This window comes from Mesorhizobium sp. KR2-14 (genome assembly GCF_040049255.1).
In the GTDB taxonomy this organism is placed as follows: domain Bacteria; phylum Pseudomonadota; class Alphaproteobacteria; order Rhizobiales; family Rhizobiaceae; genus Pseudaminobacter.
On the sequence record NZ_JBDZDR010000002.1, the window covers coordinates 888,366 to 909,453 of the forward strand.

Here is a 21,088-nt window from a genome sequence, read left to right on the forward strand (position 1 = left end):
GTGCTAAGCGAGGCCGAGCTCGGAATCCGTGGCAGGCCGGCCGTACTTCGCGCGCGGCGGCCAGGGCCGATCCTGCCAGTGCGGCTCGAAGGCGAAGCTGGAAACCCTGCGGTCCGGAAGCAGCGCTCCGTTGCGTGCGCCCATCGCATAATCATAATAAAGCTTGACGATCTCTTCCTTGCAGACCTGCTGCGCGGCGGGAAGGCTGAGGCAGGCCTCGCGCCAGCGGCGTACCCGTTCCAGGCCGAGATCGGCGACGTCGAAATTCTCGTAGTAATCCAAGAACCAGAAGCGCATGAAAAGCGGTGCGAAGACCGCTTCCGCCAGACCGAAGCGGTCGAACAGATAGGTGCCGGCGGGGTTCTGCCATTCCAGGAAATCGTTCAGCCTGCGATATTGCGCGACCATCGCATCTCGGCAGGCCGCGCGTCGGTCACGATCCTGGTTCATGACGAAGCGGTATCCAGCCGTGGTGAAATCGCCCTCCATGGCGATCAGCATCGATTCGACCGCCCGCTCATAGGGATCGGAGCGCGCCACCGGCTTTTCCGGGAAGAGTTCGTCGAGAAAGCGCAGAATGACGAGGCTTTCCTTGAGCACACCGTGCGGCGTCTGCATGATCGGCAGCGCCGTGGACCTGCGCGACAGCTCCAGAAGCGCCGGATCGCGCGGCCGCGTGATATCGACCACCGAGAAGCGAACCGCGTCGCGCTTTCCCTTCAGTTCAAGCAAAATCTCCAGCCGCTGTGAAAAAGGGCAGACGGGAATGTGATAGACGACGATTTCACTCTGCAAGCGTCCCTCCATGGCCGGGCCTCGACGACGAGCCATTCACCGGCAATCGAACGATAGCAGAATTCCCGTTCTCGTCAGGTGGTGGCGCGCGCTTCTGGCCGCGCGCACAGGCCCCACGATGCCGGGCGGCAGCCAGCGTCGGCATCGCGGGTTCCGTTGCGGATCGATATGCCGGGCGGGGTCAGGCCACAAGGTCGAGACGGCGCGCAAGATCGGCAAATTCCTCGGCCGACAGGTTCGGCCTGGCGGCGAATTCGATCACTGCATCGAAGGCCTCGCGCGGCGCCTGCTGCTTCATGCCGCCGAGCATGGCGGCCCGCTCTGCCGGCTGGATGGCCGGGATCATCAGCCGCATGAAGGCCATTGCCTTTTCCGGAGAGAGCGAGCCGACAATGCGGTTTTCTATCGCCATCAGCTCCGCATCGGAAAACAGCGACCACAGCTGCGGCGCTGCGACGGTCTCCTCCTCGTGCATGTGCTCGATGTCGTGCGCGATATAGGTGGCAAAGGCCAAATAGAGCCGGCGGCCCAGGACGGAGCGCTCGTGCGGCTTTGCAGCCTCGATAGCCGCCACGAGCGCCTCGAGTTCGGCGAAAGTGCCGCGATGGTCATCATGCTGATGGTCGAGGCGGTCGGTGGAGACGACCCCGCGGGCGCGCAGCGCGCTGTGTATATGGGCGTCCTCATGCTCGAGATGAGCAGCTGCGAGGGTCAGAAGGCCGCGCAGATCCGACAGCAGCTGCGCCGTCGCGCCGGATTCAGCAAAATCGGTGTTGCCCAGCCGGACGAGAAGATCGCACTGCGCCTTGCGAAGACCTTTGTGAATGGGGCCGTAAAGGTCGTAGCGGCCATTGAGATCGACGGCCTCGGTGGGATGATGTGCGTGGTTCATGAAAAGCTCCGTGATTGCTAGTTATGCCGGCAGCTTCTATGGCCCCGGCGCGGACATCTCTTCCTAAAAGCTTGCTAAGCGAGCCTTCCGTTTCCTAAAAAATTGCTATGCAAGCGGGTGGGGGACAGCGAGTGCTGGAGCAGTTCCCTTCGTCGATTGGAGGCGGTCGGCAGTTCCCTAAGGCCGATCTCGCAAACGCATGCTAGCTCATGCAGTCATGTTAAAAACTTCACACGCCACTTGACCAATGTGATTAATATCACATACCTTTCGCCAAGGTCCTGGCGGACCCCAATGAACAGTTCCGGAGGAGGACAAGATGAGTTTTTGGAGCAGTTCCCGCGCGCAGGCGTCGGGCGCGTTGTTGCGCGGCGCAGCCCTCCTGGCGATAGGGCTGGGCTCGGCGGTTCCGGCGCTCGCCGCCGATACCATCCGCATCGTTTCGCCCTACCAGACCACCACGCTCGACCCGATGCGCTCGGCAGCCGCCGGCAACATCGAGACCTATGGCCAGCTCTACTCGCGCCTCCTGCGGCGTGATCCCGAGACCGGCGCGCTGGAGCCCGCACTTGCCGAAAGCTGGGACATTTCGGCCGATGGCCTCACCTACACCTTCCACCTGCGCGACGCGCAGTTCTCCGACGGCTCGGCCATTACCGCCGATGACGTGGCCTTCAGCCTCGACCGCATCCGCAGCGACAAGAAGTCGGCCTATCCGGCACCGCTGGGCGCAGTGAAGTCGGTGACCGCGGCCGATCCGAAGACCGTCGTGGTCAAGCTGAAATCGGCTTTCGCGCCCTTCCTCGGCAATCTCGAGATCTGGAACATGGGCATCGTGTCCAAGGCCGATGTCGAAAAGCAGGGCGAGGAAAAGGCGTTCTCCACGGCGCCCGTGACCTCTGGCCCCTATGCGGTCAAGGAATGGAAGCCGAACGAAAAGCTCGTTCTGGAGCCCAATCCGCATTACTGGCGCCAGGGCTATCCGAAGTCGGACGCCAGCGTCGAGTTGATCGAGATCGCTTCGCCCGAAACCCGCGTCGCCATGCTCAAGGCCGGCGAGGTCGACGTGATGCGTGCGGTGCCGTGGGCGCAGATCGACGATCTGAAGACCGTCGATAACATCGACATGCGGCTCGAGCCCTCCACCACCATCTACATGACGCTGCTCAACCACAAGCGCGAGCCCTTCTCCAACATGAAGGCGCGCCAGGCCGCCGCCTACGCCATCGACAACAAGGCGCTGGCCAAGGCCATCACGCGCGGCTACGCCGAACCCGCCAACACGACCTTGCCGGGCAGCATCGATTTCCACGACGACGTATATCCGGGCATTCCCTACGACCCCGCCAAGGCGAAGGAACTGCTGGCCGAGTCCGGCATGGCCGGCCATGAGGTGAAGATCCTCGCGACCGCCGGGGCGACCGAGCAGCAGATGGCATTGCTGCTCCAGGCGCAGTGGCAGGCGATCGGGCTGAAGCCGGTCATCGTCAATGTCGACGGCGGCGCCTGGTGGGATTCCACTGGCAAGGGCGACTACGACGCAGCGGCCAACTGGTGGTACAACGAGACTCCCGATCCCGACCTCGCCGTTCGCTGGGCGGTGTGCGGCTCCTGCGGCTCGAACTCCTACAACACCTTCTATGAGAACCCGAAGGTGGACGAGCTGGTCGAAAAGGGTACGACCGAGACCGACACGGCCAAGCGCGCGGAGATCTACAAGGAGATCCAGAAGATCACCACCGAGGAAGTCGCGCAGATTCCGCTCTACTACGCGCCGAATGCGGTGGCCTATTCGAAGCGCATCGAGGGCATCAAGCTCACCCCGACCCTCCAGTGGACGCTGGAAGACACTTCCATCGTGAAGTGAGCCAAGACAGGCGACGCGCTTTCACCCGAGAGTGCGTCGCCTCTGCTGTAATCGGAGAACCGGATTGGCCCTTCTGCAACTCATCGCGCGGCGCCTGATACAACTCGCCGGCGTGCTGCTCGGGATCAGCGTCGTGACGTTCCTGCTGCTGCACATGGCGCCCGGCGACCCGGCAAGGCTTCTCGCCGGCGATCGGGCAAGTGCCGAGACCATCGCGGTCATCCGCTCCCAATACGGGCTGGACCTGCCGCTCTGGCGCCAGTTCCTCACCTATCTCATGAACCTGCTTGGCGGCGACATCGGCCAGTCGCTGCGCTTCCAGCGGCCGGTCAGCCAGCTCATCCATCAATTCATGTGGCCGACCCTGTTCCTGACCGTCTATGTGGTGTGCCTCGCCGTGCCGCCGACGGTCGCGCTCGCGATCCTTAGCGCGCGCAAGCCCGGCGGGACCGCCGACCAGGTCACCCGTCTCATCGGCACCGCCGGCCTGACCATCCCGGTCTTCTGGCTGGGCATCATGATGTCGCGCTTCTTCGGCGTCAGCCTGGGCTGGTTCCCGGTGTCGGGCTATGGTGTCGGGTTTTCCGAGCATCTCCATCACCTCTTCCTGCCGGCGCTTTCCACGGCCATCTGGGTGGTGCCGGTGCTGACGCAGAGCCTGCGCGCGGCGCTGATCGAAAAGGCCACGGCCGACTTCGTCACGGCTGCCCGCGCTCAAGGGGCGAGCGAGCGGGAGATTTTCTGGCGCACGGTTCTGCCCAACGCCGTGCTGCCGACGCTCAACCTGCTCGGCGTCATGGTTGCCTTCATGATCGGTGGCGCCATCATCGTCGAGACCGTCTATGCCGTTCCCGGCCTGGGCACGCTGATGATCGGCGCGCTGCTGGGGCGCGACTACTATGTCGTGCAGGGCCTCACGCTGGTCTTTGCGATGTCGACCGTTCTGGTCACGCTCGCCGTCGACCTGCTCACCGCCTTCATCGACCCGCGCGTCCGGCTTTGAGGAGACCGCAAATGGCCGATGCCTCGACACTGCCCGATACCGCGCCGCGCGCCAGACGGATGACGCTCTCTATGACGGTGGCGATCGCCATCCTCGGCGGATGGCTGTTCCTTGCGCTGGCGGGTCCGATGATCGCGCCCTACGATCCGGACGCCATCGACATCATGAACATGCTTTCGCCGCCGAGCGCCGAGCACTGGTTCGGCACCGACCAGGTCGGCCGCGACATCTTCTCGCGCGTTCTGTTCGCCAGCCGGGTCGACCTGTTCCTGTGCGTGATCGGCGTCTTGCCGCCGCTTCTGATCGGAACCACGATCGGCCTGCTCAGCGGCTATTTCGGCGGCGTGGTCGACAGCCTGTTCATGCGCGTCTACGACCTGACCGTCGCCTTTCCCTTCTTCGTGCTGGTGCTGGCAATCGTGGGCGTGCTGGGCCCCGGGCTGGTCAATTTCGTCATCGCGCTTACCCTCGTCGGCTGGGTCAGCTATGCGCGGCTGGTGCGGGCGGAAGTGCTGACGATCCGCGAAAGCGAATATATCCAGGCGGCCAAGTGCCTCGGCTATTCGCCCGTCGCGATCCTTACCCGCCACGTGCTGCCCAATGCCATCGGCCCCATCATCGCCTATGCGGTGAGCGATGCCGTGCTGGTGATGCTGGCCGGCGCGAGCTTCGGCTTCCTCGGCATGGGCGCGCAGCCGCCGCTCGCCGAATGGGGCGTCATGATCGCCGACGGGCAGGCCTTCGTGCAGCAGGCCTGGTGGATCTGCCTGTTTCCGGGTCTGGCGGCGATTTCGCTCGGCCTTGGCTTCGCCTTCCTGGGCGACGGGCTTGGACAGATGCAGCGCAGGCAGGCCACGGCATGAGCAGGACAGAAGACATGATGCGGCCATTGCTCGAGGTCGAGAACCTCACCGTCGGCTTCGGCGAGTTCGACGCCGTCAAAGGCGTGTCGTTCCACCTGCATCCGGGAGAGATCCTTGGCATCGTCGGCGAGAGCGGCTCGGGCAAATCCGTCACCTGCCGCGCCGCCATGGGGCTGCTGCCCGGCGCGGCGCGGGCCAGCGGCCGGGTGAGGCTGGAAGGCCGCGGCCTGTTGACCCTCGGCGAGGCCGACTGGTGCGCCATTCGCGGCCGCGATATCGGCATGATCTTCCAGAACCCTGCCTCACATCTCGATCCGCTGCGCCGCATCGGCAAGCAGATCGCAGCTCCCATGGTCCGGCATCTCGGCATCGGCCAGCGCGAGGGAATGCGCCGGGCGATCCGGTTGCTCGACGATGTCGGTATCCGCGAACCGGAAAAGCGCGCCCGCTCCTATCCGCACGAATTTTCCGGCGGCATGAAGCAGCGCGCCATGATCGCCGCCGCCATCGGCTGCGGGCCGAAGCTGCTGATCGCCGACGAGCCGACCACGGCGCTCGACGTCACCGTGCAGGCCCGCATCCTCAAGCTACTCAAGGATCTGAACCGCGAGCGCGGGCTGGCGATCATCCTCATCTCGCACGATCTCGGCGTCGTCGCCGACATCTGTTCGCGCGTGGTGGTGATGCGCAGTGGCGAGGTGGTGGAACAGGGACCGATCGACGATGTCATCAGCCGCCCGCAGCACCCCTATACGAGGCTGCTGGTCGATTCCCAGCCGAGCCGCAAGACCTATCCCGGCGCGACGGCGGATCCGGAAAAAGCCGCACCGCTGCTCAGCGTCGAAAAGCTGTCGGTATCCTTCCCCGTCCGCCGCGACCTGATCGGCGGCCTTGCGGGCAAGGGCAGCTCATTCCTTGCCCTCGATGGCATCGACCTGCAGATCGCTGCCGGCGAGACGGTCGGCATCGTCGGCGAAAGCGGCTCGGGCAAGAGCACGCTGGCACGCGCGATCATTCGCCAGAACAAGCCTAGCAGCGGGGCGATCCGCCTCGACGGACAGGACGTCCATGACCTCGGCGGCGATGCGCTCACGGCTTTTCGCCGGCGCGTGCAGATGGTGTTCCAGAATCCCTACGACTCGCTCAACCCGCGCATGACGATTGCCGAGGCCGTGGCCGAGCCGATCTGGCGGCATGGCCTTGCCGACCGCAGGACGGCGCAGATGCAGGCCGACGAACTGCTGGAGATGGTCGAGCTGCCGCGTGCCCTTCGCGACCGCAAACCGCGCCAGCTTTCCGGCGGGCAGTGCCAGCGCGTCGGGCTTGCGCGGGCGCTGGCGCTCAAGCCGCAATTGCTGATCGCCGACGAGATCACCTCCGCACTTGACGTTACGACCCAGGCACAGATTCTCGAACTGCTGCTTCGGCTGCAACGGGAGCGCGCCCTGACGCTGCTCTATATTTCCCACGATCTCTCCGTTGTCAGCGGCATCTGCCAGCGCGTCTATGTGTTCAAGGGCGGGCGGATCGTCGAAAACGGCCCGGCCCGACAGGTGCTTTCCGCCCCGCAAGATCCCTACACGCAGGAACTCGTCGGATCGCTGGCCCAACTGGCGCCCGTGAACTCAGCTTCCGTCTCAATACCGGTTTGGAACAATGCGTCTCGATGAATATGTCACCCATGACGGCACCGGCCTTGCCCAGTTGCTAAAGATGGAGTGCGGCGCGGGCATTTGGGGGCAGGGCCTGCCTGCGGTACAGGTCGGCAACTTCTAGGAGCGGGATATCGTGGCAAAAGCGCGGAACAGGAAGGGTGCCGGGGTGCCGAACGGCAGCGAGGAAAAGATCGACCTCGAGGCGATCCTTCGCGCGCGCATGCCCGACTTTTCCCCGTCCGAGCAGAACCTTGCCGCCTACATGCTCGACAATATCCAGACGCTGCCCTTCGAGACCGGCTCGAGCATCGCGCAGGCGGTTCGTGTCAGCGAGATGACCGTGTCGCGGTTCGTTCGCGGCCTCGGCTTCGAGAACCTGCGTGACCTCAAGAACCGGCTGCGCGTCTCGGTTGTCGAGAAGGACAGTGACATCGACGATTACATGGCGCGGTTCCAGATGCACGAAGGCCAGCAGCAGGCGCTGCAGGAAAGCCTGCGCCTCGAGCTGGATGCCATCGTCAAGGCCTATGCACTGACCACGACCGACATCTGGGACGAAGCCGCGAGCGCACTCGCCGAGGCGCGCACCGTCTACGTCGTCGGCTTCCAGGCGTCCAAGGGCCTTGCGATGGATTTTGCCAGCCGCCTGCTCTGGGCCCGACCGAACGTCATTTTCGTCGACAATGCGACGGGCACCTTCGGCGAGATCATAACCGCCGATCCAAAGCAGAGCCTGGTGGTGATGGTGGACACCGCCGCTTACGCAGCTCGCGGCATCAAGCTCGCCGAAAAGCTGAAGTCGATGGAAATGCCGCTCATCATCGTCACCGACAAGTTCAGCCACTGGGCCTTCGCCTATACGCGTCTCGTGTTCGAGGCGCACACGCATGTGAAGACGTTCTGGGATTCGACGGCCAGCCTGAGCACCGTCCTCAACCTGATGATCGATGCGGTGGCGACCAAGCTCGGACCGAAGGCCAAGCGCAACTTCGAAATGATGAGCGACATGGGCAACCTGTTGGGCGAGTTCGTGGGCGGCAGCTATCTGCGCCGGAAGGATTGAGCCGCCGGCGGCCTCAGAATGAAACGAAGCGAAAGAAATCAAGCGATGACCAGCATTCCTCCGTTCCGCGACCCGACAAAGCCGGGAGCAGCGCTCATCCCGCGGCAGGACTGGGACCGTGCGCCGTGGAACCGCTGGACGTTTCAGCATGTGCGCGACCTGGTGCCGACGACCCAGGTCTGGCGCGGCCAGGGGCCAGCGAGCCCGCTGCCCGAGAACCTGCAGGACATCGACGCGGTCGGCTTCGAGCTGGACGGGCGAAGCGACACGATCGGCGGCTTCCTGCAGTCCAGCTATAACGACGGCATGCTGGTGCTGCATCGCGGCAAGGTGATCGCGGAGCGCTACCTGAACGGCATGACGCCGCACACGCCGCATCTGTCGCAGTCGGTGGCGAAATCGGTGGTCGGCACGGTCGCCGGCATTCTGATCGGCCGCGGTCTGGTCGACCCGGCTGCGCCCGTCACCCAGTACCTGCCGGAGCTCGAGGCAACCGCCTATCGCGGCGCGACGGTGCAGCATGTGCTGGACATGACCAGCGGGGTCGTCTTCGACGAGACCTACACCGCGCTCGACTCGCATATGGCGCAGATGGACGCCGCCTGCGGCTGGAAGGAGCGCCGGGACCCGAACTGGCCGTCGAATGTCTGGGATCTGATCCTGTCGCTGAAGGAAGCCGAGTGCGTGCACGGCGCCTCCTTCCGCTATCGCTCGATCGAGACGGACGTCCTGTCCTTTGTCCTGCAGCGCGCCGCCGGAATGCCGCTCGCCGAACTGGTGAGCCGCGAATTGTGGGGGCCGATGGGGGCGGAGGAAGACGCCTATTTCACCGTCGACCCGGCTGGCTACGCGCTCGGCGACGGCGGCTTCAACGCGACCCTGCGCGACTATGCGCGCTTTGCCCTGCTGCATCTGGGCGGCGGCGAGATCAACGGCCGGCGCATCGTTCCGGCTGCCTGGATCGAGGAAACGCGCTCGGGCGCCCGGCCGGAACTTTTCGGCGGCGTCTATCACGAAGTGCTGCCGGAAGGGGCCTATCACAACCAGTTCTGGATCGAGGACAGCAAGCGCCGCGCCTATATGGCGCGTGGCGTCTTCGGGCAGCTGATCTACCTCGACCCGGAGGCGGACTTCGCCGCCGTCATCCTCTCCAGTTGGCCGGAATTCGTCAGCACCACGCGCACCCGCACCGCGCTCGCGGCGGTCAGGGCCATTCGAGAGGCGTTGTCGTCGTAGAGCGCCGCTTGCGGAACCGAGCGTTGAAGCCCCGGCGGAAATAGCCATTTACCAGGCTATTTCCGCAGGATTTTCTCCATCGTCCTTCCCTTGGCGAGTTCGTCGATCAGTTTGTCCAGGTAGCGAATTTCCCGCATCAGGGGTTCCTGGATGTCTTCTACACGAACCCCGCAGATCACTCCCAAAATCAGCGAACGCGAGGGATTCAACTGAGGCGCTTGCGCAAAGAAGTCCTCGAAGCTTGTGTTCTTCGCCAACTGGTCCTTTAGCGTCTCTTGGCTATATCCCGTCAGCCAACGGATGATTTCATCGACCTCTGCTTTCGTGCGACCCTTTTTCTGCGCTTTCGCGACATAATGGGGGTAAACGCTGGCCACGCTGACAGAATAGATGCGGTGCTTTGCCATGCGTCCTCCAAGGCTTTCCGGGGATCACCGGATCGAATGTAGCCGAGATCAATTTGCCCACCCTCGGAGGCAGTGTGGCAGCACAAGGACCCCTGCGTGCGCGCCTTCAGGGCGCCGGCGATCGCTGTCACAGCGGCCGCTTGAGCCACTTTGAGAGCACGCCGATGATGCCTTCGCGGAACATCAGTACGGCGATGACGAAAACGACGCCCTGCACCACGGTGACCCAGGCGCCGAGGCTGGCCAGATAATTCTGCATTGTGATGATGATGGCAGCACCGACCATTGGGCCGAATATCGTTCCCATGCCACCGAGCAACGTCATCAGTACGACCTCGCCGGACATCCCCCAGTAGACATCGGTGAGCGACGCCAGCTGGACCACGATCGCCTTGGTGGCGCCGGCAAGGCCCGACAAAGTGGCCGACAGCACGAACACCGCCAGCTTGTAGTGGTCGGTGCGGTAGCCTAGCGACACAGCCCTCGCTTCATTGTCTCGGATCGCCTTCAACACCTGTCCGAAGGGGGAGTGGACGATGCGATGAATGAGGAGCACCCCGAGCAGGAAGATGGCCGCCACGACGTAGTAGAGCGTCATGGTGTTGGAGAGGTCGAGCAGGCCGAACAGATAGCCTCGCGGAACCGCCTGAATGCCATCCTCGCCTCCGGTAAAGGGCGCCTGCAATGCGAAGAAATAGATCATCTGGGCAAAGGCGAGGGTGACCATCGCAAAGTAGATGCCCTGGCGACGGATGGCGAGGGCGCCGAAGACGAGGCCGAGGACGGCCGCGGTGAGCACGCCGGCGAGTATGGCGAGCTCGGGCGAAAATCCCCAGACCTTGGCGGCATGCGCCGAGACATAGCTTGCCATGCCGAAATAGGCGGCGTGGCCGAACGACAGCAGCCCGCCATACCCCAGCAGGAGGTTGAAGGCAGAGGCAAACAAAGCGAAGCACAGGAGCTTCATCAGGAAGAACGGATAAAGCAGGCCCGGCGCGACCAGAAGAAAGGCGGCGAGGCCGAGGAAAATCATCACGTGCAGGCGTTTGCCGCGGCCAGCCCGCTCGGCAAGAGCGGCGCCGGCTACCGGTTCTGCTTCAACGCTCATGTCAGGCCTCCCTTCCGAACAGGCCGGCCGGCTTCACCAGGAGCACGATCGCCATGATGATGAAAATGACGGTTGCGGCGGCTTCCGGATAGAAGACCTTGGTCAGGCCCTCGACAAGGCCGAGCGCGAAACCGGTGACGATGGCGCCAAGGATGGAGCCCATGCCGCCGATGACGACGACCGCGAAAACCACGATGATGAGGTTCGAGCCCATCATCGGATTGACGGCATAGATCGGCGCGGCCAGCACGCCCGCGAAGCCGGCAAGGGCAACGCCAAATCCGTAGGTGAGCGTGACGAGCAGGGGCACGTTGATGCCGAATGCCTGCACCAGTGTCGGATTTTCCGTGGCAGCACGAAGATAGGCCCCCAGCCTGGTCTTTTCGATCACGAACCAGGTGGCGAGACAGACGATAAGCGAAGCCACCACCACCCAGCCCCGATAGAGCGGCAGGAACATGAAACCGAGATTGATGCCGCCTGACAACTGGGGTGGGATGGCATAGGCGAGGCCTGACACGCCATAGGCATTGCGGAACAGGCCCTCGATGATCAGCGCGAGGCCGAAGGTCAGAAGCAGGCCGTAGAGATGGTCGAGCTTGTAGAGCCGCGAAATCATCGTTCGTTCGATGACCATGCCGACAACCCCCACGATCAGCGGCGCCAGGACAAGTGCGGGCCAATAACCGATGCCCAGATAGGTGAGCAGCATCCAGCCGACGAACGCTCCCATCATGTATTGGGCGCCGTGGGTGAAGTTGATGATGTTGAGAAGCCCGAAGATCACCGCAAGGCCGAGACTCAGCGTTGCGTAGAAAGCGCCATTGATGAAGCCGAGCAGCAGCTGACCGTAGAGTGCGGCGGCGGGAATGCCAAGAATTTCAGCCATCGGACCTTGTTCCGGTAAGGGTGTGACCCGGGAGCTGACGCGCTCCCGGGCAAGCCGTTACGATGTTACTGGGCCAGACTGCAGCCGCCATCTGCCAACGGGCGGAAGGCTTCAGCGGCCGGGATGGTGGCGACTGTCTTGTAGAGGTCCCAATCGCCGTTGGATTCTTCCGGCTTCTTGACCTCGAACAGATACATGTCGTGGATGTGGCGGCCGTCAGCGCGAACCTCACCCTTGCCGAACAGCGGGTCGTCGGAAGGGATTTCCTTCATCTTGGCCATCACGGTGGCGGCATCCTTGCTCTTGGTCGCCTCGACCGCCTTCAGGTAGTGCAGCACGGAGGCGTAGACGCCGGCCTGAACCATTGTCGGCATGGCGCCGCCGTGTTTCTCGGCAAAGCGCTTGGAAAACTCCCGCGTGCCATCGTTCTGGTCCCAGTAAAAGGCTTCCGTCAGCACGAGGCCCTGGGCGGTGCTGAGGCCGAGTGCCTTGACGTCGGTGACGAAGGTCAGCAGGCCAGCGAGCTTCTGGCCGCCCTGAACGATGCCGAACTCGGCGGCCTGCTTGATGGCATTTGTGGTGTCGGCGCCGGCATTTGCCAGGCCGATGACCTTGGCGCCCGAGCTCTGGGCCTGCAGCAGGAAGGACGAGAAGTCCTGGCCCGGGAAGGGATGGCGCACGCTGCCGAGCACCTTGCCCCCGGCTTTCTCGACCACGGCGGCGGTGTCGCGCTCAAGCGCATGGCCGAATGCATAGTCGGCCGTCAGGAAGAACCAGCTGTCGCCGCCCGCCTTCACCATGGCGCTGCCGGTGCCGTTGGCCAGCGCCCAGGTGTCGTAGGTCCAGTGGACGGTGTTGGGGGAGCATGCCTTGCCGGTGAGGTCGGACGCGCCGGCGCCGGAATTGATGAAGATCTTGTTCTTTTCCTTGGTGATCTCGCTGACCGCGAGCGCCACCGAAGAGGTCGGCACGTCAAGGATGACATCGACGCCGTCCTGATCATACCACTGGCGGGCGATGCTCGAGCCGATGTCCGGCTTGTTCTGGTGATCGGCAGAGATCACTTCGACATTGATGCCTTTGTCTGCCGCCTTGAAATCCTCTGCCGCCATCCTCGCGGCGACGACCGAGCCTTCGCCCGAGAGGTCGGCATAGGTGCCGGACCGATCGTTCAGCACGCCAAGCTTCACATCGATCTTTTCCTGGGCCAGCGCGCTGCCCGTCATCAGAGCCGCCGTGGCGGCGGCCAGGATTAGTTTCGCGACCTTCATTTTCCTCTCTCCCTTGTGTTAACCCTCAGATGCCAAGATAGCGATGAAGCTTGCCCATGCTGGCCTCCAGCCGGTCATCGGCAATCTCGTCCACGATGCGCCCCTGCTCGACGATGTAGTGACGGTCGGCAACGGTCGCGGCGGCGTGGAAATTCTGCTCGACCAGAACGATGGTGAAACCCATCGCCTTCAGCTTTCGGATCATGTGGCCGATCTGCTGGACAATCACAGGCGCAAGCCCCTCGGTCGGCTCGTCGAGGAGCAGCAGGCGCGCGCCCGTGCGCAGGATGCGGCCGATTGCCAGCATCTGCTGTTCGCCGCCGGAAAGCTTGGTGCCCTGGCTGTGCAGACGCTCCTTGAGATTGGGAAAGAGCTCGAAGACCTGCTCCAGGGTAAAGCCGCCTGGCGCAACGACCGGCGGCAGCAGGAGATTCTCCTTCACATCGAGGCTCGAGAAGATCCCCCGCTCCTCCGGGCACCAGGCGATGCCCTTCCTGGCAATCTGGCGGGAGGCGAGGCCAACCAGTTCGCTGCCGTGGAAACGGATGGAACCCCGGCGCTTCTCGATCACGCCCATGATCGACTTGAGCGTTGTGGTCTTGCCCGCACCGTTGCGGCCGAGCAACGTGACCACTTCGCCCGGATAGACATCGAATGCCATCCCGTGAAGCACATGTGACTCGCCATACCAGGCGTTGAGGTCGCGCACGGCAAGCAGCGGTTCCGTCGCTGCGGAGGGTGAAGCAGATTGGCTTGCAGCAGCGTCATGCATGGCCGGCACCGATATAGGCGTCAAGAACGCGCGGGTCCTTCGAGACCGTCCCATAGTCGCCCTCGGCCAGGACCTTGCCGCGAGCAAGCACCGTGATGAAGTCGGACAGGGTCGAGACGACCGACAGATTGTGCTCGACCATCAGCACCGTCCGGTCTCTCGAGACGCGGCGGATCAGTTGGGTGATGCGGTCCACATCGTCGGCGGCCATGCCTGCCATCGGCTCATCCATCAGCATCATTTCCGGGTCCAGCGCGAGCGTGGTGGCGATTTCGAGCGCGCGTTTGCGGCCGTAGGACAGCTCGCCGGCGACCGAATCCACAAACTCCGAAAGCCCGACGGCTTCGACAAGCTCCCGGGCGCGGCCGTTGAGCTCGTCGAGCGCACGTTCCGATTTCCAGAAATTGAACGAATCCCGCCTTTGCCGCTGCAGGGCGATGCGGACGTTCTCCAGCACGCTCATGTGCGGAAAGACGGCTGAAATCTGGAAGGAGCGTATCAGGCCAAGGCGGGCGATATCGGCCGGCTTGCGGTTGGTGATGTCCTGCCCTTTGTAGACGATCGACCCGCGTGTCGGGCTCAGGAACTTGGTCAGCAGATTGAAGCAGGTGGTCTTTCCTGCGCCATTCGGGCCGATAAGCGCATGGATGGTGCCGCGACGCACCTTAAGGTCCACGCCATCGACAGCGACGAAGCCCTTGAACTCCTTCGTCAGGCCATTGGCAGACAGGATTATGTCATCGGCCATCAGTCCTCCCGGTATGTTCCCGCTGGGTCTTGCGCCCATTTGGACTGACGCTATTTGGCCTTTCTTCCGGTGTCAATTCAATACTGAGCAAAGAAGTTCACAGTCATGAAATATTGCGCTAGTGTTTCGACAGTATCACCGAGCGCCAGTGGAGGCTCAATGCGCGTCAGGCAGATCGACAACGTCCTCGACTTGTTCGAAATCTATGCGCGGGAGCGATCACCGCTGACGCTGACGGCGTTATCCGAGGCGTTGGGCATACCCAAGTCGAGCACATTCAACGTCATCGAGACGCTGGTGACCCGTGGCTTCCTGTACGAGACGAAGCCGCGAGGCGGCTATTATCCAACCCAGAGGTTGCTCGAACTGGCGCGTTCAATGATGGACGGAGATCCGTTGACGGCGCGTATCCATGGCCAACTGGAAGCGCTCGCTGCAGCAACGGGCGAAACAGCGGTGCTAGCTGCCCGCGAACAGGACGACGTCGTCTATGTCGATGTCGTGGAATCCACCGCTCCCATCCGCTACTTTGCCAAGATCGGCGAGCGGCGCCCCATCTACACGACGTCGAGCGGCAAGGCCATTCTCACCACCTATGACCCGGCGGAACGGGCAGGCATCCTGCAGGCGCTGCGGTATTTCCCCTACCAGAACGCCACAAAGAGAGATGCCCGGGAACTGGCGGCCGATCTCGAAGCATCGATGATTCGTGGCTGGTGCGAGGATTCGGCGGAAACCACACCGGACGTGATGGGGTTGGGCGTCCCCGTCGTGGCGGGCGGGCGTCGCTACGGGCTTGCCGTCGCAGGCCCGATCTACCGCATGCAGGACAATCGCGAAGCGCTGGTAAAGCATCTTCGAGCGGCCGCCGCTCGTATCAGGGACATAGAAGTTTGATCCTACCGGCGCATGGTTCACCTCACGCCACAGTAACCATACAAGAACCTGCCTTGACGGACTTTGCGTTTCCGGCTTTGCTAGCAACTGATCTACTGGACCAACCAGTAGATCAGCGGGAGGGGACCGGAATGGCGATGGGCGAACGCCCCGTGCTGGTCGAAATGCCGAAGGTGGGAAAGTCGCTCGACCGACGCACCGCCCGCGACCTCATCGCCGAGAAGATCATGGTCCTGATCGCGACCAACCTGCTGCGGCCGGGGGATGATCTGCCGGGCGAGCGCGAGCTTGCCAATGTCATGCATGTGAGCCGGGAAACCGTGCGCGGCGCCATCCAGCAGCTTGCCGCCCGCAATATCCTCGAGGTGGCCCAGGGCAGCCGCACGCGCGTCAGCAACATTGACCTCAGCCACCTGCCGGTGACGATCGTTTCGTCGAACGCCATCGACAGCTACGATCTGGAATCCGTGCATGCGGCGCGCCTGCACGTCGAATTGAAGGTGGTGGGCGACGCGGCCGAGGCGATCGACGATCAAACCATCGCCAAGCTCGAGGGCCTTCTGGAGGCTCACCGCGTCGGCGGCGACGACGCCATGCGTTTCCTCATCTGCGATCGGGAGTTTCATATCGCGATCTACCGGTCGTGTGGCAACCCGCTGCTCGCCGATTTCGTCACCGATCTCTACACTTACATGATGGATTTCCGCCGCTCGGCCATGTCACAGCCGGGCGCGATCGCCGCCAGTTATCACGACCATCTGGAGATACTGGAGGGTTTGCGCCGGCGTGACCGTGAGGCGGTCACGCAAGCGTTCCACAGACATCTGCTGCGCATCTACGCGACCACCAAGGAACTGGTCGCGCACGCCAGCAGCCGCATGAAGGTTTCGAGAGGAGAGCAGGACTGAAGGTCCGGTCTACCGGACAGGCACGACGGAGGAGGTCCGCCGCATATGCATGTAATGGTGATCGGAGCGGCCGGCATGATCGGCCGCAAGCTGGTAGAGAAGATCGCAGCCGCCCCCGGCGCGCTCGGCTATGAGGTCGAGGCAATGACGCTGGTGGATGTCGTCGAGCCGCCGGTTCCAGCCGAGCTTTCGACTGTCGCCTCCGCGTTGGCGCTCGATCTTTCGGAGCCCGGTGTTGCCGCGACCCTTGTTGCAAAGCGGCCCGATGTCATCTTCCATCTCGCGGCCATCGTGTCGGGCGAGGCCGAGGCCGATTTCGACCTTGGCTACAGGGTGAACCTCGACGGCACGCGTTTCCTCTTCGAGGCGATCCGGCAGGAGGGCATGCAGGCGCACTACAAGCCGAGGGTCATCTTCGCTTCGTCGATTGCAGTGTTCGGCGAGCCCTTCCCGGAAAAGATCGGCGATACATTCCTTACGACCCCGCTTACGAGCTACGGCACGCAGAAGGCGATCTGCGAACTGCTTCTTTCCGACTATACGCGCAGGGGATTTTTCGACGGCGTCGGCATCCGGTTGCCGACCATATGCATTCGTCCGGGAAAGCCGAACAAGGCGGCTTCCGGCTTCTTCTCCAATATCCTGCGCGAACCGCTTGCGGGAAAGGAGGCCGTGCTTCCGGTGGACGAGAGCGTGCGTCACTGGTTCGCAAGTCCTCGCTCGGCGGTTGGCTTTTTCGTCCATGCCGCGCGCTTGGATACCGTGCGCATCGGCCCGCGCCGCAATCTCACGATGCCCGGCCTTTCAGCCCTCGTGGGCGAGGAAATCGAAGCGCTCGCCCGTATCGCCGGGCCGAAGACGGTTGCGTTGATCCGGCGTGAGCCGGATCCGGTGATCCGCCGCATCGTTGCGGGTTGGGCGACCGACTTCGACGCGCAGCGCGCGAGCGAACTCGGGTTCAAGGCCGAGAGCACATTCGACGAGATCATCCGCATCCATATCGAGGACGAACTGCAGGGGCGCATCGGACATGGCTGACGGGCGGGTGCTGACCATGACGGTGATGGCGACGAAAATGCCGCTCGTCGGGCGGGGGTAGTTCGTGGCTGTCGACCATGGTGCAAGGGCCTTGAGGAGGGCTCGCCGTGGTCCAGCCCGACAAACCGGTTCTGGGAGGAACGTATATGGCAGGCGTTGACTTCGTCGATGTGAGGAAATCCTTCGGAGCCGTTCCGGTTATCAAGGGCGTCGATATCGAGATCGAGGACGGTGAGTTCGTGATCCTGGTCGGCCCGTCCGGCTGCGGCAAGTCCACGCTGCTGCGCATGCTGGCCGGGCTGGAGAACATCACCGCCGGCGAGATCCGCATCGGCGATCGGGTCGTCAATTCGCTGCCGCCGAAAGAGCGCGACATCGCGATGGTGTTCCAGAACTACGCGCTCTATCCGCACATGACCGTCGCCGCCAACATGGCCTTTTCGCTGATGCTCGCCAACAGCCCGAAATCCGAAATCGACAGTCGTGTCGCGAAGGCAGCCGATATCCTCGGCCTTTCCAAGCTTCTGGGGCGCTATCCACGCCAGCTTTCGGGTGGCCAGCGCCAGCGCGTGGCGATGGGACGCGCCATCGTGCGCGATCCGCAGGTTTTCCTGTTTGATGAGCCGCTCTCCAACCTCGACGCGAAGCTGCGTGTTGCCATGCGCTCTGAGATCAAGGGACTCCACCAGCGCCTCAAGACGACAACGGTCTACGTCACTCACGACCAGATCGAGGCCATGACAATGGCCGACAAGATCGTCGTCATGCATGACGGCATCGTGGAGCAGATCGGCGCGCCGCTCGACCTCTATGACAATCCGGCGAATCTCTTCGTCGCGGGCTTCATCGGTTCACCTGCGATGAACATGATCAACGGCCGGCTCGACCCCGACGATGCCCAAGCGTTCGTCACCGCGGACGGCACGCGCCTGCCGGTCGCCCGTCCGGCCGACGCCGCCAGAGGCCGGGGCCTCGTCTATGGCCTCAGGCCCGAATACATCGCCCTCGACGCGGCCGGCCTGCCGGCCGAGGTCGTGGTGATCGAACCCACCGGCTACGAGACGCAGCTGGTCGTCAGGCTTGGCGGCGCGGAGGTCACCTGCGTCTTCCGCGAGCGGGTGAATGTCCGCGTCGGCGAGACGATCCGCATCGCCATCAATGCGAACCACGTGCATCTGTTCGATGCGGAGACGGGCGAGAGGCTCGTCGACTGAACATCGCCTGCGCCGTCGGGAGGAAGGGTCCGAAGGCGCCGGCGGTGAATGGGTCCCGGTCAGGCCGGGCACCGGTGCAAGACATTCGCCGAAGCGGGACGGCAAATGTTTGAACGAGCAAAGCCCGCATCCAAGGAGGAGTGCAGATGACGTTCAAAAGACGCGATTTTCTTGCAGCATCCGCCGCCGTGGCCGGTCTTGCCGGCCTTGGCATCCGTCCGAGCTTCGCCCAGGCGGCCGAGCCGACCTACAAGCCGGAGGAGGGCGCCAGTCTTCGTCTCCTGCGCTGGACACCGTTCGTACAGGGCGACGAGGATGCCTGGCTCGCCAACACCAAGAAGTTCACCGAGGCGACCGGGGTCGAGGTCCGGGTCGACAAGGAAAGCTGGGAAGATATCCGACCCAAGGCCGCAGTCGCCGCCAATGTCGGTTCCGGCCCGGACATGGTCATGTGCTGGTTCGATGATGCCCACCAGTATCCTGACAAGCTCGTCGACCTGACGGAACTCGCCAACTATCTCGGCGGCAAGTACGGCGGCTGGTACGATGGCATGAAGGGTTATGCCGCACGCGGCGACAAGTTCATCGCCATGCCGCTGACGGCCATCGGCAATGCTGTCGTCTACCGCCAGAGCCACATGGAGGCTGCGGGATTCAAGGAATTCCCGAAGGATACGGACGGCTTCCTTGAACTCTGCAAGGCGCTGAAGGCCAAGGGCACTCCCGCCGGCTTCCCGCACGGCAAGGCCGTCGGCGACGGCAACAACTACGCCCATTGGCTGCTGTGGAGCCATGGCGGCAAGATGGTCGACGAGGGCGGTGCCGTTACCATCAACAGCCCGGAGACGATCAAGGCGATCAATTATGCCAAGGCGCTCTACGAGACGTTCATTCCCGGCACCGAGAGCTGGCAGGACATCAACAACAACCGCGCCTTCCTGGCCGGCCAGGTGTCGCTGATCGCCAACGGCGTTTCGGTCTATTACGCGGCGAAGAAGGATCCTGCGCTCGCCGAGATCGCGGCGGACATGCGTACGACCAACTTCCCGATCGGCCCGGTCGGCGAGAGCGTCGAACTGCATCAGACGAGTTCGCTCCTGCTCTTCAGCCACACAAAGTATCCGGAAGCGGCCAAGGCCTACATCAAGTTCATGATGGAAGCCGACCAGATGAACGCCTGGATCACGGGGGCCAGCGCCTATTGCTGCCAACCGCTCAAGGCCTTCGCCGGCAACCCGGTATGGACGGCCGACCCGATCCACGCGCCCTATGCGCGTGCTTCGGAGACGCTGCGCCCGAACGGCCATGCCGGTCCGCTGGGCTATGCCTCCGCGGGCGTTATGGCCGACTACGTGCTCGTCGACATGTTCGCGGCAGCCGTGACTGGCCAGATGACGCCCGAGGAGGCGGCGGCGGAAGCCGAGCGCCGCGCCAATCGCTACTATCGCGTCTGACTGGGCGCGTCGCTTCAGAGCCCGGCGGCGTTGCGCCGCCGGGACTTCCAGATCAGGCCAGCAGGAGAAGTCGATGTCCATCGTGCCGTCCGGTAAGCCGCCATCCGCCCTTGTGGCGCTGATGCAGAACAACAATGTGCTCGGCTTCCTCTTCATGTTGCCGGCGGCGGTGTTCCTCGTTTGCTTCCTCACCTATCCGCTTGGCCTTGGCGTGTGGCTTGGCTTCACCGATACGCGAATCGGCCGGGACGGCATCTTCATCGGACTGGAGAACTACGAGTTCCTGGCAAACGACAAGGTTTTCTGGCTTTCGGTCTTCAATACGCTGCTCTACACCTCAGTGGCCTCCGTGCTGAAATTTGCGCTCGGCCTGTGGCTGGCGCTGCTTCTCAACGAAAATCTGCCGTTCAAGTCCTTCTTCCGTGCCATCGTTCTTCTCCCCTGGGTGGTGCCGACGGTGCTGTCGGCGCTCGCCTTCTGGTGGATCTACGACAGCCAGTTTTCGATCCTCTCCTGGTCGCTGATGAAGCTCGGCCTCATAGACGGCCCGATCAACTTCCTCGGCGACCCGAAGAATGCTCGTGCCTCGGTCATCGCAGCGAATGTCTGGCGCGGCATTCCCTTTGTCGCGATCTCGCTGCTCGCCGGTCTCCAGACCATTCCCGCCTCGCTGCAGGAGGCGGCGTCGCTCGATGGCGCCACGAGTTGGCAGCGCTTTCGCTATGTGACGCTGCCCATGCTGACGCCGATCATCGCCGTGGTCATGACCTTCTCCGTCCTCTTCACCTTCACCGACTTCCAGCTCATCTACGTGCTGACGAAGGGCGGGCCGGTGAACGCGACACACCTCATGGCGACGCTTTCCTTCCAGCGGGGCATTCCGGGCGGGCAGCTCGGCGAGGGCGCGGCGATCGCGGTGGCGATGGTGCCCTTCCTGCTCGGCGCCATCATGTTCAGTTTCTTCGGCCTGCAACGCCGCAAATGGCAGCAGGGCGGCCAGGATTGAGA

The 21,088-nt window shown here is 63.3% G+C and carries 20 protein-coding genes; 12 read left to right on the forward strand and 8 right to left on the reverse strand.

All coding sequences use genetic code 11. The features are described from left to right. Positions 1-3 precede the first annotated feature (3 nt). Together ABLE86_RS08745 and ABLE86_RS08750 are read right to left on the reverse strand one after the other, a co-directional pair. The gene (locus ABLE86_RS08745) at positions 4-795 is read right to left on the reverse strand and encodes a glutathione S-transferase family protein (protein WP_348778526.1); all 792 of its coding nucleotides are present in this window, start codon (positions 793-795) and stop codon (positions 4-6) included. A gap of 181 nt (positions 796-976) precedes the next feature. Continuing rightward, positions 977-1,687, reverse strand: a complete 711-nt coding sequence (locus ABLE86_RS08750) for a hemerythrin domain-containing protein (RefSeq protein WP_348778527.1) — start codon at positions 1,685-1,687, stop codon at positions 977-979. A 319-nt stretch (positions 1,688-2,006) separates the two neighbouring features. On the opposite strand from ABLE86_RS08750, the gene ABLE86_RS08755 reads away from it, so the two are divergent. From ABLE86_RS08755 to ABLE86_RS08780, 6 genes are all read left to right on the forward strand, one after another. After that, entirely contained in the window at positions 2,007-3,554 is a 1,548-nt protein-coding gene (locus tag ABLE86_RS08755; protein WP_348778528.1) for an ABC transporter substrate-binding protein, read from the forward strand. A 64-nt stretch (positions 3,555-3,618) separates the two neighbouring features. Then, a complete protein-coding gene (locus ABLE86_RS08760; RefSeq protein ID WP_348778529.1) occupies positions 3,619-4,557 on the forward strand; it encodes an ABC transporter permease in 939 nt (312 codons plus the stop codon). 11 nt (positions 4,558-4,568) lie between these two features. Continuing rightward, positions 4,569-5,420 carry an ABC transporter permease gene (locus tag ABLE86_RS08765; RefSeq protein WP_348778530.1) on the forward strand — a complete coding sequence of 284 codons (852 nt, stop codon included), beginning with the start codon at positions 4,569-4,571 and terminating at the stop codon, positions 5,418-5,420. Continuing rightward, positions 5,417-7,090 carry an ABC transporter ATP-binding protein gene (locus tag ABLE86_RS08770; RefSeq protein WP_348778531.1) on the forward strand — a complete coding sequence of 558 codons (1,674 nt, stop codon included), beginning with the start codon at positions 5,417-5,419 and terminating at the stop codon, positions 7,088-7,090. The genes ABLE86_RS08765 and ABLE86_RS08770 overlap by 4 nt, the downstream gene beginning before the upstream one ends. A 118-nt stretch (positions 7,091-7,208) precedes the next feature. Next, a complete protein-coding gene (locus ABLE86_RS08775; protein ID WP_348778532.1) occupies positions 7,209-8,138 on the forward strand; it encodes a MurR/RpiR family transcriptional regulator in 930 nt (309 codons plus the stop codon). 45 nt (positions 8,139-8,183) lie between these two features. Then, a complete protein-coding gene (locus ABLE86_RS08780; RefSeq protein ID WP_348778533.1) occupies positions 8,184-9,374 on the forward strand; it encodes a serine hydrolase in 1,191 nt (396 codons plus the stop codon). Positions 9,375-9,430: 56 nt separating this feature from the next. Here the strand turns inward: ABLE86_RS08780 and ABLE86_RS08785 are convergent, their stop codons facing one another. From ABLE86_RS08785 to ABLE86_RS08810, 6 genes are all read right to left on the reverse strand, one after another. Continuing rightward, positions 9,431-9,781 carry a DUF2200 domain-containing protein gene (locus tag ABLE86_RS08785; protein WP_348778534.1) on the reverse strand — a complete coding sequence of 117 codons (351 nt, stop codon included), beginning with the start codon at positions 9,779-9,781 and terminating at the stop codon, positions 9,431-9,433. A gap of 127 nt (positions 9,782-9,908) precedes the next feature. After that, on the reverse strand, positions 9,909-10,889 hold the full coding sequence (locus ABLE86_RS08790) for a branched-chain amino acid ABC transporter permease (protein WP_348778535.1): 981 nt from the start codon (positions 10,887-10,889) through the stop codon (positions 9,909-9,911). Between the two features lies 1 nt (position 10,890). Further along, positions 10,891-11,778, reverse strand: coding sequence for a branched-chain amino acid ABC transporter permease (locus ABLE86_RS08795; RefSeq protein ID WP_348778536.1), 888 nt, complete (start codon positions 11,776-11,778; stop codon positions 10,891-10,893). Between the two features lie 65 nt (positions 11,779-11,843). Beyond that, a complete protein-coding gene (locus ABLE86_RS08800; RefSeq protein ID WP_348778537.1) occupies positions 11,844-13,049 on the reverse strand; it encodes an ABC transporter substrate-binding protein in 1,206 nt (401 codons plus the stop codon). Between the two features lie 25 nt (positions 13,050-13,074). Further along, the gene (locus ABLE86_RS08805; protein WP_348778538.1) at positions 13,075-13,821 is read right to left on the reverse strand and encodes an ABC transporter ATP-binding protein; all 747 of its coding nucleotides are present in this window, start codon (positions 13,819-13,821) and stop codon (positions 13,075-13,077) included. Continuing rightward, positions 13,814-14,569: an ABC transporter ATP-binding protein gene (locus ABLE86_RS08810; protein WP_348778539.1), complete on the reverse strand. Its 756-nt coding sequence runs from the start codon at positions 14,567-14,569 to the stop codon at positions 13,814-13,816. The genes ABLE86_RS08805 and ABLE86_RS08810 overlap by 8 nt, the downstream gene beginning before the upstream one ends. 159 nt (positions 14,570-14,728) lie before the next feature. Between ABLE86_RS08810 and ABLE86_RS08815 the strand changes: the two genes are divergently transcribed. The 6 genes from ABLE86_RS08815 (at position 14,729) to ABLE86_RS08840 (ending at position 21,086) form a co-directional block, all read left to right on the forward strand. After that, a complete protein-coding gene (locus ABLE86_RS08815; RefSeq protein ID WP_348778540.1) occupies positions 14,729-15,466 on the forward strand; it encodes an IclR family transcriptional regulator in 738 nt (245 codons plus the stop codon). Between the two features lie 137 nt (positions 15,467-15,603). Beyond that, positions 15,604-16,374: a FadR/GntR family transcriptional regulator gene (locus tag ABLE86_RS08820; RefSeq protein WP_348778607.1), complete on the forward strand. Its 771-nt coding sequence runs from the start codon at positions 15,604-15,606 to the stop codon at positions 16,372-16,374. 45 nt (positions 16,375-16,419) lie between these two features. Continuing rightward, a complete protein-coding gene (gene denD, locus ABLE86_RS08825; protein ID WP_348778541.1) occupies positions 16,420-17,412 on the forward strand; it encodes a D-erythronate dehydrogenase in 993 nt (330 codons plus the stop codon). Between the two features lie 146 nt (positions 17,413-17,558). Further along, positions 17,559-18,626 carry a sn-glycerol-3-phosphate ABC transporter ATP-binding protein UgpC gene (ugpC, locus tag ABLE86_RS08830; RefSeq protein WP_348778542.1) on the forward strand — a complete coding sequence of 356 codons (1,068 nt, stop codon included), beginning with the start codon at positions 17,559-17,561 and terminating at the stop codon, positions 18,624-18,626. Positions 18,627-18,772: 146 nt separating this feature from the next. Beyond that, the gene (locus tag ABLE86_RS08835) at positions 18,773-20,080 is read left to right on the forward strand and encodes an ABC transporter substrate-binding protein (RefSeq protein ID WP_348778543.1); all 1,308 of its coding nucleotides are present in this window, start codon (positions 18,773-18,775) and stop codon (positions 20,078-20,080) included. 73 nt (positions 20,081-20,153) lie between these two features. Continuing rightward, on the forward strand, positions 20,154-21,086 hold the full coding sequence (locus ABLE86_RS08840; RefSeq protein WP_348778544.1) for a sugar ABC transporter permease: 933 nt from the start codon (positions 20,154-20,156) through the stop codon (positions 21,084-21,086). The last annotated feature ends 2 nt before the right edge of the window (positions 21,087-21,088 follow it).

Coding starts and splice junctions, on each gene's coding strand:
- ABLE86_RS08770 (WP_348778531.1), top strand. CDS start 5,417: ATGAGCAGGACAGAAGACATGATGCGGCCATTGCTCGAGGTCGAGAAC.
- ABLE86_RS08815 (WP_348778540.1), top strand. CDS start 14,729: ATGCGCGTCAGGCAGATCGACAACGTCCTCGACTTGTTCGAAATCTAT.
- ABLE86_RS08765 (WP_348778530.1), top strand. CDS start 4,569: ATGGCCGATGCCTCGACACTGCCCGATACCGCGCCGCGCGCCAGACGG.
- ABLE86_RS08820 (WP_348778607.1), top strand. CDS start 15,604: ATGGGCGAACGCCCCGTGCTGGTCGAAATGCCGAAGGTGGGAAAGTCG.
- ABLE86_RS08810 (WP_348778539.1), bottom strand. CDS start 14,569: ATGGCCGATGACATAATCCTGTCTGCCAATGGCCTGACGAAGGAGTTC.
- ABLE86_RS08755 (WP_348778528.1), top strand. CDS start 2,007: ATGAGTTTTTGGAGCAGTTCCCGCGCGCAGGCGTCGGGCGCGTTGTTG.
- ABLE86_RS08800 (WP_348778537.1), bottom strand. CDS start 13,049: ATGAAGGTCGCGAAACTAATCCTGGCCGCCGCCACGGCGGCTCTGATG.
- ABLE86_RS08840 (WP_348778544.1), top strand. CDS start 20,154: ATGTCCATCGTGCCGTCCGGTAAGCCGCCATCCGCCCTTGTGGCGCTG.
- ABLE86_RS08835 (WP_348778543.1), top strand. CDS start 18,773: ATGACGTTCAAAAGACGCGATTTTCTTGCAGCATCCGCCGCCGTGGCC.
- ABLE86_RS08750 (WP_348778527.1), bottom strand. CDS start 1,687: ATGAACCACGCACATCATCCCACCGAGGCCGTCGATCTCAATGGCCGC.
- ABLE86_RS08805 (WP_348778538.1), bottom strand. CDS start 13,821: ATGCATGACGCTGCTGCAAGCCAATCTGCTTCACCCTCCGCAGCGACG.
- denD (WP_348778541.1), top strand. CDS start 16,420: ATGCATGTAATGGTGATCGGAGCGGCCGGCATGATCGGCCGCAAGCTG.
- ABLE86_RS08790 (WP_348778535.1), bottom strand. CDS start 10,889: ATGAGCGTTGAAGCAGAACCGGTAGCCGGCGCCGCTCTTGCCGAGCGG.
- ABLE86_RS08795 (WP_348778536.1), bottom strand. CDS start 11,778: ATGGCTGAAATTCTTGGCATTCCCGCCGCCGCACTCTACGGTCAGCTG.
- ABLE86_RS08780 (WP_348778533.1), top strand. CDS start 8,184: ATGACCAGCATTCCTCCGTTCCGCGACCCGACAAAGCCGGGAGCAGCG.
- ugpC (WP_348778542.1), top strand. CDS start 17,559: ATGGCAGGCGTTGACTTCGTCGATGTGAGGAAATCCTTCGGAGCCGTT.
- ABLE86_RS08785 (WP_348778534.1), bottom strand. CDS start 9,781: ATGGCAAAGCACCGCATCTATTCTGTCAGCGTGGCCAGCGTTTACCCC.